Source organism: Mucilaginibacter jinjuensis, from assembly GCF_028596025.1.
Classification (GTDB): domain Bacteria; phylum Bacteroidota; class Bacteroidia; order Sphingobacteriales; family Sphingobacteriaceae; genus Mucilaginibacter; species Mucilaginibacter jinjuensis.
Genome location: NZ_CP117167.1, coordinates 3,321,620 through 3,338,320 on the forward strand (window position 1 = coordinate 3,321,620; position 16,701 = coordinate 3,338,320).

Here is a 16,701-nt window from a genome sequence, read left to right on the forward strand (position 1 = left end):
AATGGATAAACATAGATATATTGGGTTTAAAATAAAGAGCGTAATAAAGCTGTTTGGCTTTACTTTGGCTTGCTTTTTTATATCGCTGACGGCAAAAGCCCAGCAGGATGCCCAGTTTAGTCAGTATGTATTTAACGGTTTATATGTAAATCCTGCCTATGCAGGCTATAAAGAAGATATTTATCTAAGTGCATTCTATCGCTCACAGTGGACGGGTTTGCAAGGTGCGCCACAAACATTCTCATTAGCAGGTGATGCCGCTTTGATGGATAATAAAGTGGGAGTAGGTTTGTTACTATCGCAGGATAAAATTGGCGCACAAAGCAGCCTTGCCGCGTATGCTAATTATGCCTACAAATTACAAATTGGCAGCGATGAAAATAGCAGGCTAAGCTTTGGTATAGGAGCCGGCTTTATACAAAACGGGATTGACGGATCTAAATTGAATGCCGTACAGCCCGGCGATATTTACGTACCGGTAGGCAGCCAGAGTTTTATTTTGCCCGATGCCAGGTTAGGGGCTTTATATACCAATAACGATTTCTTTGCGGGCTTTTCTGTAGATAATTTAGTGGCGCATTTAATTAAAGGTACAACAGCAACAACCATATCTGTACCCGTGCCCGAACCGCACTATTACCTTACCGCCGGGGCTATGTTTACGCTTAATGATGCTGTTAAATTTAAACCATCATTTTTAATTAAAGATGATCTGGCCGGGCCAACCAGTCTGGACCTGAATGCCTTTTTTTTATTGGGCGAACGTATTTGGGTCGGTAGTACTTATCGTTCTGCAATCCCTTTATACAATAAATCAAACCTGCAAAACAGCTTACAGAAGCCCAATGCAGTTATCGGGATGATTGAGTTTTTTGCAACAGAGCGTTTACGCATTGGTTATGCTTTCGATTACTCGTTAACGCCGCTAAGTAATTACAGCTATGGTTCGCACGAGTTGTCTATTGGGATATATTTAAGTAAAGGCTACCATCGCATTGATTATAACCGGTGCTATTTTTAAAACGTTCACATCATTTTTACAGAAAATTAAACCTAATTAAATTAAGCAAGTCTTTGGTAAATTAATAAATGTGTTATTTTTACACAATAAACCAACCAATTATATGACTTCAAGACGTTCATTTCTAAAAACTACGGCCATGCTATCGGCAGGTCTTTTGGCGGCTCCGCATTTATTTGCGTATGATAAAAAGTATATCGGTTTACAATTGTACACCGTTAGGGATCACATGGCCGCCGATCCTGCTGCTACATTAGCTAAAGTGGCACAGATAGGTTTTACCTCTGTTGAAGGTGCGACCTATACTGGTGACGAGAAATTTTATGGCATGAATCCTAAGGCATTTGCTGCATTGTTAAAACAAAACGGCTTAATAATGCCAAGCAGCCACTACCGTTTAGGTGAAGAGCAAACTAACGGTGCAGATACCAAAGGTACTTTACTGCACGATTGGGATAAAGCCGTTGATGACGCAGCCGAAGCAGGTGTTAAATACATGGTTTGTGCTTATCTTTCTTTACCAGAGCGTGGTAACTTAGATCATTATAAAAAGATAGCCGAAACCTTTAACAAGGCCGGTGAAAGATGTAAGAAAAATGGTATCCAGTTAACTTACCATAACCACGATTTTGAATTTATACAAGAGAACGGTAAATATCCTTACGAGATATTGCTGAACAATACCGACAAAAACCTGGTAAAAATGGAGATGGATCTGTACTGGGTAACCAAAGCTGGCCAGGATCCCATTAAATTGATTAACGAGCATCCGGGCCGTTTCCCATTATGGCACGTAAAGGATATGGACAGAACTCCTGAGCGTATGTTTACCGAGGTAGGTAATGGTACTATCGACTTTAAGAAGATCTTCACCAATGCTGATAAAGCTGGACTGAAATATTTCTTTGTTGAGCAGGATAAATGCCCTGGCGATCCGTATGATAGCATTTCGCAAAGTATTGCTTATATCAAAAAGAACCTGGTATAATTGATATCTAAATATTTAAAGCCGCTTGCCATTCAGAAGGTTAAGCGGCTTTTCTTTTTCAGAACTAAAAAATTAATTTGGAAAGTGTTATCTATGCAGCAGATTTTATTATGGAAAACAAATCTAAAATTGCCGTATTAGACGATTACCAACAGGTTGCCCTTAACATGGCAGACTGGGATAATGTGAAATCTGTTGCGGATATCACAGTTTTTAGCGATCACATTGCAGATGAAGCAAAAGTTGTTGAACGCTTGTTGCCTTTCAACATTGTTTGTGTAATGCGCGAACGTACACCGTTAACGCGTAATATTTTAATGCAATTGCCGAATTTAAAACTGATTGTATCAACCGGCGCACGTAATGCATCAATAGATAATGAAGCGGTGGCTGAGTTTAATATCGAACTTAAACATACACGTTACTTGTCAACTGGTGCACCAGAAATTACCTGGACTTTGTTGATGGCCCTTGCGAAGCATATCCCGCAAGAAAATGCCAACTTTAAATCTGGCGGCTGGCAGCAAACAATTGGCATGGATCTGGCTGGTAAAACTATAGGTATTGTGGGCTTGGGCCGCGTGGGCGAAAAAATTGCACAGTTTGCCAGGGCTTTTGATATGAACGTGATTGCCTGGAGTCAGAACCTTACCGAAGAAAAAGCTGAGGCTTTAGGAGCTAAACTGGTTACTAAAGAAGAACTGTTTAAACAGGCGGATATCGTTACCACCCATTTGGTGCTAAGCGCCCGTACAAAAGGTATTATTGGTCAACAAGAATTTGATCTGATGAAACCGACGGCATTATTCATCAATACCTCGCGCGGTCCATTGGTTGACGAGAAGGCTTTGATTGAAACACTTCAACAGAAGAAGATAGCAGGAGCAGCCATTGATGTGTTTGATGTAGAACCATTACCGGCAGACCATCCACTTCGTAAACTGGATAATCTGCTTGCTACTTCACACATCGGCTATGTAACCGAAAATACGTATCGTTTATTTTATGGCGATACCGTAAATATTTTGAACGAATGGTTAGATCAGCATTAATTCTGCTGATCTAACCATTTTGCTATTCAAAAGAACCTCTCCGGCCTCCACCACGGCCGCCTCCGCCGTTTCTAAAACCACCACCTTTCCGTCCGCCGGCAAATTGTTGTAAACGCAAGGTAAATGAAAGCAGAAAATATCTTCCTAGACGGTTGGTGCGCGTATCAATAATCTGGTTACTGCTTACGGTACGCGTAATACCTGTGTTCTGGTTAAATAAATCGAATGCCTGAAACCGTAGTGAGGCTATATGTTTCTTTAGAAACTGGTACTCAACATAAGTGCTTAACAGGGTAGGGTTGGTTTTAACCGTACTACTAAAACCATGATTAATGGTTTGGGTAAGGTTATAGCCTAATATTAAATCGTACCAGAAAAAGTTACGTCCATCCAAACCCAAAGTCCAGGTACGGGCATCACCATTTACGGATGAGGGGATACTGTATTTGGTAGTATTAGCGCTGTAGTTGGCGCTTACCTCGGTATCCATGATACTATCCAGATCAAACCTAACCTTGGCACCCTGGTTCCACACTAAGTTTTTGCTTAGGTTCCTGTCGCCCTCAATATAGCTAACGTTGTTGCTGTAGGTAGCGCCACCCATTAAGCTTACGGTGTATTTACGATTTGCAAACGGTTTCGAAAACGAATAATTACCGCCCATTGAGTAAAAACCGTTGGTGTTTAAATAGCGGGTCTCCTGCACAGTGCTATCTTTTTTATCACCAGGGTTAAGTACGGTATTGGCAACGGGTTGGGTATTGGTTACAATTTTATTCTGTGTTTCGTTAAAGGTTAAATTGGTAAAAAGCGAGTTGCCGCTTGCAATATCAAACTGGTTATAACGTAGTGTGAAATTGTTGCTGAACTCAGGTTTCAGGTTGGGGTTACCGTACACAATATTTTGCGGGTTAGAATAATCGGGCTGTACCTGTAATTGCGTAAAGCTTGGCATATTGTTAGTTCCGCTATAGTTGAAATTCAGCGTATGGTTTTTGGCGAAATTGTATACAAAGTGGGCGGTAGGCACCAGGTTAAAGGTGTGGGTAGAGGTTTCAAAATTATGCGATTCGCCATTAAGTGAAGTTGGCTTGGCTACCAAACCCACCGTATAATTATACTTGGGTTTTACACCACGCAGGTTTAAGCCAAAACTATTGGTAATAAATTGGTAGTTATACAAAGTACTCAATGAGTCAATGTACATGGGTACATGCGTAACCGGGTCGAAACGATAGTTCAACCTGTTATTATCGGTATTAGTATAGCTGTAAGTGTAGTTGGCTTCGAGGTAAGTAGTTTTGCCGATAGGTTCGATATAGGATGCATGCGCATTAACCTTCTGTGAGGTGTTCATCGTGTTAATTTGCTGATGCAGAGGCACAATTACAGAATCTGTTTGTGTATTATACTGGTCATCCAGATCTGAGGTGCTTTTAGAGAAATTGACACTCCCCGAAACACTAAAATTACGTCCCTTTTTCTTGAATTTATGATTGTATAATATGTTAGCACCACCAGTTGGCGAGTTGGCATTGGTTATACTATTATCTGTACCGTTGGTTACCGTATTTAACCGGCTGTTAGAGAAAATATCATTATTGATATCATTGGAAGATCCGTAAGAGAAACTCGGATTGATTTTTAAATAGTTGGCCGTATCAATCTTATACTCCATATTAAAATCAAAGCGATGGTTGATGCTGTGATTTTTATCGGTAGTATTATCGTTATTAATAATGGCACCGCTTTGAAAAAGGTTTTGTTGTTGCGACGTGGTTTCTGTAGTCCTGTCTTTATCGGCAAAGCTGTAGCTGCCATAAGTGGTAATCTTTTTGCCCCAGTCATCGCGGTAATTAAAGCCTAACGATTTATTGATCGTGATACCATTGGCAGTACTGATTCCATTACTTGCGCTGCTTTGTGAACCACCACGACCGCCGCCTCCGCTACCACTTCCCCCTGAGCCGCTGCCGAAATTAAAGGCATTGGTGTTATTGTTATTTACTGTACCCAGTAAAGAGAGCTGAGTATCTTCGTAAAAAGCATTGGCCGATATTTTGGCTACATACTTATCATCATTACCTGCACCAACTGTACCCTGGCCAAACTTGCCGTTGCGTTTACCTTTCTGTATAGTGATGTTTAATATTTTATCAGGGTCGCCGGTTTTAATGCCGGTGAGGTTGGCCTGGTCGCCATAGTCATCAATAACCTGTATGTTTTCTACAATGTCGGCAGGCAGGTTTTGTGTAGCTGTTTGTACATCACCGGTAAAATAATCTTTACCATTAACACGTACTTTGGTTACCTGTTTCCCATGTGCAGTTACGTTACCGTCTTTATCTACGCTTACGCCCGGGAGTTTCTTCAACAGATCTTCAACCGGTGAACCTTCACGGACTTTATAGGCGCTGGCTTTATATTCAACCGTATCTTCTTTAATGGTGATAGGGTTAACGGCTACTACATTTACCGTTTTCAGCATTTTGCTTTCAATGGCTAATTTGATAGGATCGAGCAGAATGGGCTTGTTGCTGTTATCCATCACATAACGGCGTACAAAAGTTTGATACCCTATACCATAAACGGTAACCTTAAAATTTTTGCTGATAACTGATGGGAAGCTGAATAAACCTTTGGCCGAGGTAGCTACAACCGTACTATCCTTATCAGAAGTTAGTTTTACGTTAATGCCGGGCAGCGCACCGGTTGAATCGGCCACTGTACCCATTACGGCACGGCCTTGTTGTGCGGATGCCCTGCTGATTACAAGGATACTGAAGATAAGAATTAGTAAAGTTTTAGTCATTGAAAATAGGGGTAAGGGGTTTCCCTATTGACGATGAAGATAAACCTTAGTTTAACGCAGTATTAATATGTCATATAATTGTTGCAAAGCGTAACTTCTTTAATGGATGCCTTTGCGTTTCAATAAGCCGCCAGTTGTATCGTCAATGCTTTGCTGCACGATAAATGCGGACGGATCAATCTTCAAGATAGCTTGTTTGATAGATGGGATTTCCAATCGGGTAGCTACAGTGAAAATAATATCCCGTGGGTCGTTAATCTGACCGTCTTTACCATATCCGCTTTTCCCGGAATAAATTGTTACACCTCGACCTAATCTTTGGGTTATCACCCTGCGGATCACATCGCTTTTGGTTGACACTACAGTAATACCTGTATATTGCTCAACACCATTCAGAATATAATCGATCATTTTAGAGGCTGCCACATAGGTGAGAATGGAATACAAAGCAGATTCGACACCCAGAAATAAAGCTGCCGTTGAAAATATAATCACATTGAGCAATAATACCACGTCGCTGACCCTTAGCAATTGTGTTTGTTTGCTTACTAATACAGCGGCAATTTCTGTACCGTCCAATACTGCGCCGGCACGCATGGCAAGGCCAGAACCAACACCTATAAAGAAGCCACCAAATACAGCGGTAAGCAATTTATCAGGCGTAACATCAGGGAAGTGAACAAATGCCAAGCATAGCGATAGACCGCCAATGGCTAAAGCACTTTTTATTGCAAAGAGCAATCCTAATCGTCTGTAACCTAAATAAAGGAAAGGTGCATTGATCACAAATATGAGAATAGAGATGGGCAAACCGGTTGTTTCGGCTACGAGCATGGAGATACCGGTAACACCTCCGTCAATAAACTTACTGGATAATAAGAACCCTTTCAATCCGATTGCTGCTGATAGGATGCCCAATATAATGGAAACGAAATTCTGGATCTCTGCTTTAACTTTAACTTTCATATAGGTTGATCAATATTAAGGTTACGATAACAGGGGCTTGGTGCCTAATTTAAAGAATTAAGATTAAGAAAACACCCCAATAACGTTTAATTACAGTTTTGAGACTTAATTGATGGTTGTTTGTATAATAACTAATTTAGGTAGACAATTAATCGTCAGTGAGTTTATGGTAGATAATCAATTAAATCAGGAAGAAGCTAAACAGATAGCAAATTTCTTGGCGGGTAAATCAGAACATACACTGATGCTATTTAATCATTTTGTGAATGAGTTTAAAAAGCTCGGCAATGATGTAACGCTGCATCCAACCAAAAGTATGATCGCGGTTTCCAATTCCCACAAACGTATTGCCTGGATAACACAATTGGGTAAGAGTTTTATCCATGTGGTTTTCCCGTTTAAACAATTATATCCCGATAATACCTGCTTTACAAAAATGGCGCAGGTGCCGGGCGATGCAAATCAGTTTAATCATCATTTCAGGATGAATTTGCCAGAAGACCTGAACGAAGAGGTGTTAAGCTACATGAAGCAGGCCTATCATTTAGGCGGATAATAGCTATTATATTTTATGATAGCACTTGCCAATAGGCCAAAGCTTTTTACATTTACCACATGAATTACGCTTTTGAAGTTATCCGCAAAACAAGGGTTAATGTATTGAAGATGGTTGACGGTTTATCAATCGAACAACTCAATAAAATTCCTGAAGGTTTTAATAATAACCTGATCTGGAATATTGGTCATCTAATTGCTGCACAACAAAATATATGCTATAAACGTGCAGGTTTGCATTCGGATATCGACGAAGTATTTTTCAATACCTATAAATCAGATACAAAACCAGAAGGTAATGTTGAAGAGGGCGGTTTCGAACAAATTAAACGCCTCTTGGTATCAACAATAGATCAGTTAGAACTTGATTATAATAGCAATGCTTTTGCCGGTTACAAGCCATGGACCGTGCGCTATAATTTTGAAATCAATAATATTGATGAGGCCATAGCTTTTTTACCTTTTCACGAAGGTTTACACACGGGTTATATTATGGCTCTGAAGCGTGCTCTAAACAGGTAATAATTATTCCGAGCGTTCTTTTTTGATAATCATCCGCACGTTGCCTTGTTTTATCAGCTTTTGCTCTTCTGGTGTAAAGCTTTCGCGGCCGCCAAAATCCTGTACCCAGTAAAGGCCATTACGTGCAATGCCAATTTCCTTAAATTGTGGGTTCATTAGGTTTTGGCAGTGGCCTACGCTTTTAAACCAGCCATCGCTAACTTCGGCAATACTCTGCTGTCCGTAAGCAATGTTTTCGCCAACGGCAAAGCTGCGATAGCCATTAAAATAATATCCGGCAGCTACAATCCGGTCTTCGCTGTTACGGCCATCTTTACTGGTGTGGTTAAAATAGTTGTGAAAGTTCATGTCCTGTGCATGGCCTTGTGCAGCAATCTCGAGGTTATTGTTCCATGTTAACGGGGCAGCGGGTGGATAATATTTTTTACCACAACTGCAACCAACGGCGCGCACTTTATTTATACGTGATAAGAAATCTTGTTTAAAACTATCGTTCGCAGTTATGCTTTGTGATTGTACCAATACCGTAATGCCAAGCAGCAATATGGTTAATAACCCGCCTATAATCCACCTCTTGTTCATATAGTATTGAGACAAAAAAAGCAATTAATAGTTTAATTGCTTTTTAACGTTTCCGTCTGTAAAATATGATGATACCTGCAATCAATATAATTGCTATGATAAAACAGCTTACAATTACAAAGCGGCTATACTCTGTGTGTTGCTCTTTTTTGGTGACCTGTAATTTACCGTATAGTACTTTTTTCTTGTGCGCAGTTTGGCAGTCATACGTGCCTCCGAATCACGGGCGGCGCTATCTTTCATAAAGGTATAACGCTTCATTGCTTCGGCAGCTTGTTTGCCGCCATTAGTACTGTTGTATAAACGGGCATAACTTAACATCACATCCATTTGCTGGTTGGTGTAACAGTTTAATGAAGATAACTGCAACGCTTCACGGAGATCCCTGCGGGCTAAATCAAAATCATGAATGTCCATCTTAATACCGGCAAGGGTAATTAACGAGGCCACAATGTTAGGTACATCATTTTGTTCACGTGCCATGGTATTTGATTGCAGGATGAACCATTTAGCCGGGCTATATTTTTTCTGGTCGCGATATACTCTGGCCAGTCTATCAAACGATGTGCGTAAGCCAGTGCTATCGTCAGCTCGCGAATACTGGTGTATGGCTGATAGCGTATATTTTAAAACATTTTCCTGGTAAGCAGTTTTTAATTGCCTGTCTTGTAATGCAGCATATCCCATATAACTTATAGCCAGCTGGTTATAAAGTTTTGCTTTAAGTGCATTTGATGAAGCAGTATCTATTTGCTTTTGTAAACTATCGGCCAGTGTATTTTGAGCGAAAACACGTAAGGTCGCAAATATTATGAAGATAAAAAGTGATAACTTTTTCATATACAGGCTGATATAAACATATAACTAATGTAATTATTATAATATCAAAGGTTGTGCCCATTAGTACGGAAAAAGTATAATTAAGTTATAATCAGCCAATAAAAATTTTGAGTTAAAGTGTTACTTTAACTGATAGAATAAAAATATCTGCTTTTGCGGACGGTAATTAACGGGTAATTAATTGTTGATAGCGCGAGATAAACCGTTGAAAACCTTTGCTTCTGTTTAAAATGAGGTTAAACAGGCTGATTCCGCATACGGCTGTAGTAATACCTGCCAAAACGTCGAGCACATAATGGTGACTGGCATAAACTGCAGTAAACCAAATTCCCACCATCACAATGGCGAAAACGATGTTGGCATACTTCAACCGGTTTTTGATACCGTAGTACAATACAATTACGGGGTATGATGAGTGCAGCGACGGCATGGCCGCAAATACGTTAGAACCTTTAGTGTATATCGATTTAAAAATACCTGCGTGAAAATAATTATCGAAACGTGCCAAACCTGCAGTGCTGCCTTTAGTAAGTGGGATAAAATGGAAGCCATGTTCTTGTATAAACCATGGCGGTGCAGCAGGGAAAGTGTAGTATACCACAAAGCCCAATAAGTTTACGAGGAAGAAAGTAAATGCAAAACCTAAAAATTCTTTCGGGCGGGTAAATAATAGATAAGCGGCAAATCCTAACGGTACCGGAATCCAGCAGAGATAGAAGAAACCTGTAACAACATCAATCCAGGTACGGCTGTTAGCTTTCAGGTATTCATTTGGCGTTAATATCGTTCCGTTGGTATGGATACCAAATAAGCTTTTTTCCGTATTGTATAAATCTCCTATATGAACAGGGTTATAGTGGTAGTTAGGGAAGAGTTTCATATAATCAAATATGATCCAGTACACTATAAATATGGCAAAGCCGGTCACGAACCTGCGTGTATAGCCCGATAAATAATATAACCCATTTACCAAGCCGATCAATACCAGCTGATCTGTTTTAAAACCTAAAAGTACAGACGACAATGCCACATAAGCTGCAGAGAGCAGGGCAAGCGTAATGGCGGTCTTTATTTTTACCGGAGGAAATAGTTCAGCGGAGGAGTAGAGGTCCATCTTTTATTTTTGACCCTCAAAATCAGACCGGAACACTTTGTCCCATAACGCAGAACTTACACCATAACCTTTTGTAGGATCCTGGTAGTGATGTAGCATGTGGTGTTTTTTAATGCTTTTCCAGATCCCGCCTTTAAAGTTAAAGTGGTGGATAGCATAGTGGCCAATATCGTAAACTAAATAACCAGAGATGAAAGACGCAAAAAATGCGTAAACATCTTCGTGTTGTGGTAATATTGCCCTAAACAAAAAGAAGAAGCCCAGCGCCAAAGGGATACTTGCAGAAGGTGGCATTACCAAACGTTTTTTATCGCTCGGATAATCATGGTGTACGCCATGGAATATAAAGTGTAAGCGTAAAGCCCACTCTGCTTTAGGTACAAAATGGAATACAAAACGGTGCAGTACGTATTCGGTAAAAGTCCAGATAAATAAACCTGAAACTAATAGCACTAATATACGGCCTACAGATTGATGTGCATCAAAGATGGCCATGTATAAACAGTACAGCACAACCGGCAGATATATAATAATAGGTACGAAAAAATGAACCTTTGATAAGCTTTCTAATAAACTGCTCTTAAACATTCGTACCGACTCTTGCGAGTTTGACACATAATTCTTTTTCATTTCTTGCTAATCAGGGTTTAAATCTATCTACTATTTCTTGGCCGGTGGCAGGGTCCGTTCCTTTCAGTTCAACATACACAACGTTGGGCAGCCAGAACGATCCACCTTCAATTTTAACAAAAATACGATTAAGTATGGCTTGTTTCTGTGCAATTGTTGCGTAAATGTGATATTTACCGTCTGCTGACTTCATTAAAGTTAACGCAAACTTTTTATACGATACAAAACGGATGTCGTATTTACCATTCCCCAACGGTTTTTGGGTTAAACCGTACGCAAATTTACGTTGTATAAAGTTTAACTCCTCGTGCTGTCCATGCTCATTGTATTTAATCCAATAAACGTGCATTGGCTCTTCGGTATTTAATTCGCCGTTAGCACCCATGTTTAGTTCGTAAACTATGGTGTTGGTGTTCGGGTCGCGCTGTACATAAAACAGGCGGTTAATATTGGCAGGTAAGGTTGGAAAATTAATTTTCTTCTTAGTGGTATCTGTAACAAGATACTTATTTGCAACGGCTGCCTTTGCATCTGGTTTGCTCAAAAGCAAAGTGCCAATGCATAGCATTAAAATTATAACAGATCTCTTCAAACTCAATTTAATTATTTTTCAGAATTTTCCTTTTCGAGCAAGGCTTTTTTTGCGTTCATTAACCTGTTAAATGCTGTAATATTTGTCAAAAATGCCAGGGCAACAATAGGAATTGTAAATATAGACATGGTTTCAAATACGTGGTATTTAATACCAGGAATAAATAGTTTATAATCACCGCCGATGTATAATGATGATACACCGCAAAGTATTGCGCATAAACCAATAGTAATTACACGCTCGGGGCGTTGCATTAAACCGCCTTTGCTCTCAATACCCAATCCCTCTGCACGGGCACGTACATAGCTAACCATCATCGAACCTATGAGCGCAATAAACGCAAACAGCGAACTTAAAAAGTAATGATGAGCTACCAGGTACCAGCAGATACCTAAAAACATAATCAGCTCGCTATAACGGTCAACCACCGAATCATACAGTGCACCAAAGGTTGATTTCATATTGCCTAAACGAGCAACCTGCCCATCCAACATATCGAATAAACCGGCAAAAAGGATTAGTCCGCCAGCCCAGCCAACATAAGTTAAATCACCGCGGTTACCTTCTTCGGCACCAAAAATAAAAATAACAGCCACACCTACGTTCAACATAAAGCCAATGGTTGTTACCGCATTGGGGGTTAAACCAAGCTTAATTAACACCTTAACAAAAGGATCTATTACCTTATAGATACTTAGTTGAAGTGTGGTGCGTAATGATGTTGTTTGCTGTTCCATAAGTTTCCCCGTTTGCAAAGTTAAAAATTGAAATCGACTCTTGTGCGTATTCCCCATTCAGCAACGTTAGAATTGTCTAAATAGTCGAATCTTTTTACAAGGTCTACACGAATAAATTTAAAAATATTTTCGATACCAACACTACCTTCTACGTAAGGTTTATTGCCCATGGTGTAAGTAATAGGTACACCGTTAGCCGCAACCGGTAATTGGTATAGTGATGGGTGGATTGACGGATTGTTTTCGTCACGTAAACTGCCGTATAATACTTTGGCCGAAAGTGTTTCGCGCCATTTTAATTTTTTGAATAACGGTATCTTGTTAAAAAAGAAGCCGTTAAAATGCTGGTCTATTTTAAAACTAGCATAACGATCATACACAAACTCCATAAAGTTCATCAGGTTATACGAGTCTATATCGTAAGCATAAGTTTGGTTTGCTTGCGGGATACTCAACAACGGATAAGGAACCTGCCCGAAGATATTGCTACCCTCTAACGAAATATCTGCATAGCCCAGTTGCGAGAAATAGGTATGCTTATCAATGCGTAAACGTACCCTGGTGTAATTGTACTCGCCCCTTAATACATCTTTAAAGCCCTGGGCAATGTTTAAGGAAAAGATTGGGTAGCGGGTATAAATTGGCGTACGATACAGCTTGCCCTGGTAAAACTGCTCGTGCGGCGCATAACGTAATTGCAGAGTGGCTTCGGTAGTTGTTAAATCACTGATGGAGTTAGGCTGGCCGTCCACAAAATTGGTGAAGTATAAAGACCCTGCAGGAGCCTGTGTCCATTTGCGCAAGCCCAGGGCGTACGAGAAATGGCTCTCAAATTCTTTTACATAATCTAATCTGTAATAATCGTTATATAGATATTTATCATTTACACCACGTTTAAACGAGAGCAAAAAGTTATCTTCCTCCACAAACTGCAAATCTTCACCCGGTATTTTGGTGTCGCGCTGGAAGCTGGCCCGGATGTAATTTTGCGGGAAAGCATAGATCGATTTATTATTTAACGAATACGTACCGCTTAAAAAGTACTTCCATTTCTCGTCCTTAAATCCATAAGCTGCATAAGTTTCGAAATAGTAGCGCTTACTTAAGGCTGGGGTAGAGCGGCCACCGAAGCGAAGCTTTAAACCCTCAACCGGGTTAAAGCTGTAAAATGTATTAGCAGGGCCAATTTCAAACGGACCGAGAGATTTATAACCTGCCAGTAGTAAAGTGGCAATATCAGCAGTGCGTCTGAATGATGGCATACGTTTCAGGCTATCCACATTGGCGTATACTTTTGACTCAGCTTTGCTCAGCGTGTCTAATCGATTTTCTGCCCAAAACTGGTCGCTGCGGTGTTTAACCTCATCTGATAAAGCTACTACACTTTCGTAAGTAGTATCAGCATGCGGAACGTTAACCTTATAATTTCTATAAGTAACTGTGCGTTCGCCGAAGATGCCGTGATCGCCATTTTTGCGGGTACCAAAATCTGCACGTGCATCACTTTTGCTTAAATGCCAGCGGCCATCAGGATTTTGCTCATATTCCTGCCTAACGTTCATGGTTCGAACCCAGTTGAGGTTGATGGCTTTATTGATCGTTAAATCAGCTTTTTGTACGGCGTAGTTACCATCTAAAGTGATGAAAATATCACCCTCGAACAACATATCTGTCGTGTTACGTGGCGTAAAGCTTAACCTGATCAGTTTGGTATTACCAACATTAACAGTATCGGTGATAAAGAATTTATAGAATGTAGGTGCTTCATCTGCAATAGGGCTCAGAAACATGTTGGTCATCAGGAAAATATTGTTCCTGTAGATGTCAACATCAGCATATAGACGCTTAAAGTAGGTGCCGAAACCTTCGCTATCCATAAAGTTACCGAAGTCGACACTTTTTTGGCCGAGGATCTGGTTTCTTGTTTTCTCCGGACTTTTACGGTAATAATACTGGCTCAGCTTTTCGTCCATAAACACCGGCAAAATGGTTTTACCGGGGATGGTGGTGCTGTCTTTATTATCGAGGAAGAATTTATACTTACGGAAGAACTTCTTATCAGACAGTTTCTCAGATACGTTAATGAACGACATCTGCGTTTTCTCATAAGCCTTGTACTCTACATAATTGTAACTCTCGGGGCGATTCTTCGGCTTATTGGCAATCACCTTACGGATCAACTCTACAGCCGGGTTATCCTTATTATGATACTTTTCTTTTTTGGCTGATTTAATAACAACCTCGTTCAATTGCTTAGCTACAGGAACAAGTTTAACGTTAATAACCTGCTCTTTGCCTGGCTCAACATCAAATGTAGCAGTAGTGTAGCCTACGGTAGATACGCTTAATTTAGTGTATGGCTTTGCCGATGTTAAGGAGAAATTACCATGATCGTCGGTATTCATACCAATACTGCTGCCTGTAAAAGCAACGGTAACGTAGGAGAGAGGGTGGTGGGTTTTAGCATCAGTTACAGTACCGCTCACAACCGTGTTTTGTGCAAAAACTACAGCAGACGAGGCTACAAATAACAGGAGAAGTAAAAATCTTTTATAAATCATTTATGAAGCCAGTATGCCGTATCGGTTGATGTTTTTTCTGATTTTGCATCAATAGCAACAGGCTTTTAGCTTGCAAATCAGGTCAGACATTTTTATCAATTCGAAGTTTAATCCCAACAGGCAAAGGTTAAAAATATATTCTTCTTAATTGTTGTGATAAAGTCAAAAATTAATCAAATGATTGATTAGTTTTTGCGATACTCTCAAAAAACATCGCTGTAAATATGATTTATTACGCGCAATTGCTGCTAATAATTAACAAACCTTAACAATTGTGAATTTTGTATGAAGAGAGATGGGAGAGAGCAATAATTAACGGAGTGGTCCGGAAACAAGAAAGCCATCCTGAAATTATCGGGATGGCTTTCTATTATAAGTATTGAAACTTACAGGGCTTCAATTAAGTCCTGATAGTAATCTAAGCCCAGGTGGGTAATTAGATCTTCGCCCATCATGTGACGCAAAGTGTTCTGTAATTTCATTAATTGTTTGAAGATATCGTGCTCCGGACGTAAGCCTGGTGCAGCTTGTGGCGATTTCAGGTAGAAAGATAACCACTCCTGGATACCGCTCATGCCTGCACGTTTAGCTAAATCGCTGAACAATGCTAAGTCTAAACCAACTGGTGCTGCAAGGATAGAGTCGCGGCATAAGAAGTTGATTTTGATTTGCATTTGGTAACCTAGCCAACCAAAGATATCGATATTATCCCAGCTCTCTTTGTTGTCGCCGTGAGGAGGGTAGTAGTTAATACGCACTTTGTGGTATAACTCACCATATAATTCTGGATTAAGCTCTGGTTGGAAAATTTCTTCCAGTACGCTTAATTTAGATACTTCTTTAGTTTTAAAGTTATCCGGATCATCTAAAACCCAACCATCGCGGTTACCCAAAATGTTGGTAGAGAACCAGCCTTTAACACCTAATGAACGTGCAGCCAAGCCTGGAGCAAGAATGGTTTTCATTAAAGTTTGGCCTGTTTTAAAGTCTTTACCGGCAATTGGAGTTTCAGTTAATTTAGAAAGCTCAACCATTGCAGGGATATCAACTGTTAAGTTAGGGGCACCGTTTGCAAATGGAACACCTAATTTTAAAGCTGCGTAAGCATAAAGCATACTTGGCGAAATCAATTTATCGTCAGCAGCTAAACCAGCTTCAAAGTTAGCAAGTGTCATGTGCACATCGCTCTCTTCGAAATAGATCTCGGTTGAACCACACCATAAAAGCACTACGCGGTTTAAGCCGTGCTCTGCTTTAAAGTTTTCGATATCAGCCATTAATTGTTGCGCTAACTCTAAACGGGTACCGGTTTTAACGTGCTCGCCGTCTAAGTTTTTAGCATAGTCTTTATCAAAAGCAGCCTTCATAGGCACAATTGCTTCTAATTCGTCTTTAACACCAGTTAACAGATCTTTCTCTAAAACCTTAGCGTGTACTGCTGCTTCATAAACGTTGTCGCTGTAAACATCCCAACCACCAAAAACGATGTCGTTAAGATCTGCCAACGGCACAAAGTCCTTAATTTTCGGGTATTTATTTTCAGTTCTTTTTCCAATACGGATATTTCCCATTTGAGTTAAAGCCCCAAACGGTTGTGCTAAGCCCTTATTAACGGCAATTACGCCGGCAATTAAAGTTGTGGCTACTGCACCTAAACCTGGTATTAAGATACCCAGTTTACCTTCAGCAGGTTGAACGTTATTTTTCATTTATTCTAATTTATTATTCG

Annotated in this window: 15 protein-coding genes; 5 read left to right on the top strand and 10 right to left on the bottom strand. The window is 40.1% G+C overall.

The genetic code is table 11. The annotated features are described in order from the left end of the window. Position 1: 1 nt before the first annotated feature. The 3 genes from PQO05_RS14970 (at position 2) to PQO05_RS14980 (ending at position 3,061) form a co-directional block, all read left to right on the top strand. Complete coding sequence (locus tag PQO05_RS14970) at positions 2-1,021, top strand: PorP/SprF family type IX secretion system membrane protein (RefSeq protein WP_273628132.1); 1,020 nt, start codon at positions 2-4, stop codon at positions 1,019-1,021. A 103-nt stretch (positions 1,022-1,124) separates the two neighbouring features. Next, positions 1,125-2,009: a TIM barrel protein gene (locus tag PQO05_RS14975; RefSeq protein ID WP_273628133.1), complete on the top strand. Its 885-nt coding sequence runs from the start codon at positions 1,125-1,127 to the stop codon at positions 2,007-2,009. Between the two features lie 77 nt (positions 2,010-2,086). Beyond that, positions 2,087-3,061, top strand: a complete 975-nt coding sequence (locus tag PQO05_RS14980; RefSeq protein WP_273628134.1) for a D-2-hydroxyacid dehydrogenase family protein — start codon at positions 2,087-2,089, stop codon at positions 3,059-3,061. A 22-nt stretch (positions 3,062-3,083) separates the two neighbouring features. Here the strand turns inward: PQO05_RS14980 and PQO05_RS14985 are convergent, their stop codons facing one another. Then, the gene (locus PQO05_RS14985) at positions 3,084-5,873 is read right to left on the bottom strand and encodes an outer membrane beta-barrel family protein (protein WP_273628135.1); all 2,790 of its coding nucleotides are present in this window, start codon (positions 5,871-5,873) and stop codon (positions 3,084-3,086) included. A 99-nt stretch (positions 5,874-5,972) separates the two neighbouring features. Next, a complete protein-coding gene (locus PQO05_RS14990) occupies positions 5,973-6,839 on the bottom strand; it encodes a YitT family protein (RefSeq protein ID WP_273628136.1) in 867 nt (288 codons plus the stop codon). Positions 6,840-7,005: 166 nt separating this feature from the next. Between PQO05_RS14990 and PQO05_RS14995 the strand changes: the two genes are divergently transcribed. Next, positions 7,006-7,395: a DUF5655 domain-containing protein gene (locus PQO05_RS14995; RefSeq protein ID WP_273628137.1), complete on the top strand. Its 390-nt coding sequence runs from the start codon at positions 7,006-7,008 to the stop codon at positions 7,393-7,395. A 59-nt stretch (positions 7,396-7,454) separates the two neighbouring features. Then, positions 7,455-7,916: a DinB family protein gene (locus tag PQO05_RS15000; RefSeq protein WP_273628138.1), complete on the top strand. Its 462-nt coding sequence runs from the start codon at positions 7,455-7,457 to the stop codon at positions 7,914-7,916. A 3-nt stretch (positions 7,917-7,919) separates the two neighbouring features. Here PQO05_RS15000 and PQO05_RS15005 read toward each other — a convergent pair whose 3' ends face one another. From PQO05_RS15005 to PQO05_RS15040, 8 genes are all read right to left on the bottom strand, one after another. Next, positions 7,920-8,498 carry a CAP domain-containing protein gene (locus tag PQO05_RS15005; RefSeq protein ID WP_273628139.1) on the bottom strand — a complete coding sequence of 193 codons (579 nt, stop codon included), beginning with the start codon at positions 8,496-8,498 and terminating at the stop codon, positions 7,920-7,922. 114 nt (positions 8,499-8,612) lie between these two features. Continuing rightward, positions 8,613-9,338 (bottom strand): hypothetical protein, encoded by a 726-nt coding sequence (locus PQO05_RS15010; RefSeq protein ID WP_273628140.1) that lies wholly within the window; start codon positions 9,336-9,338, stop codon positions 8,613-8,615. A gap of 166 nt (positions 9,339-9,504) precedes the next feature. Next, positions 9,505-10,452 carry a phosphatase PAP2 family protein gene (locus PQO05_RS15015; RefSeq protein WP_273628141.1) on the bottom strand — a complete coding sequence of 316 codons (948 nt, stop codon included), beginning with the start codon at positions 10,450-10,452 and terminating at the stop codon, positions 9,505-9,507. Positions 10,453-10,455: 3 nt separating this feature from the next. Beyond that, positions 10,456-11,082 (bottom strand): sterol desaturase family protein, encoded by a 627-nt coding sequence (locus PQO05_RS15020; RefSeq protein WP_273628142.1) that lies wholly within the window; start codon positions 11,080-11,082, stop codon positions 10,456-10,458. Positions 11,083-11,092: 10 nt separating this feature from the next. After that, positions 11,093-11,626 carry a DUF4833 domain-containing protein gene (locus PQO05_RS15025; RefSeq protein ID WP_273628143.1) on the bottom strand — a complete coding sequence of 178 codons (534 nt, stop codon included), beginning with the start codon at positions 11,624-11,626 and terminating at the stop codon, positions 11,093-11,095. A gap of 59 nt (positions 11,627-11,685) precedes the next feature. Further along, the gene (locus tag PQO05_RS15030; protein WP_273628144.1) at positions 11,686-12,411 is read right to left on the bottom strand and encodes a CDP-alcohol phosphatidyltransferase family protein; all 726 of its coding nucleotides are present in this window, start codon (positions 12,409-12,411) and stop codon (positions 11,686-11,688) included. A 20-nt stretch (positions 12,412-12,431) separates the two neighbouring features. Continuing rightward, a complete protein-coding gene (locus PQO05_RS15035; protein ID WP_273628145.1) occupies positions 12,432-14,972 on the bottom strand; it encodes a DUF5686 and carboxypeptidase-like regulatory domain-containing protein in 2,541 nt (846 codons plus the stop codon). Between the two features lie 386 nt (positions 14,973-15,358). Then, entirely contained in the window at positions 15,359-16,681 is a 1,323-nt protein-coding gene (locus PQO05_RS15040; RefSeq protein ID WP_273628146.1) for an inositol-3-phosphate synthase, read from the bottom strand. Positions 16,682-16,701: the final 20 nt, after the last annotated feature.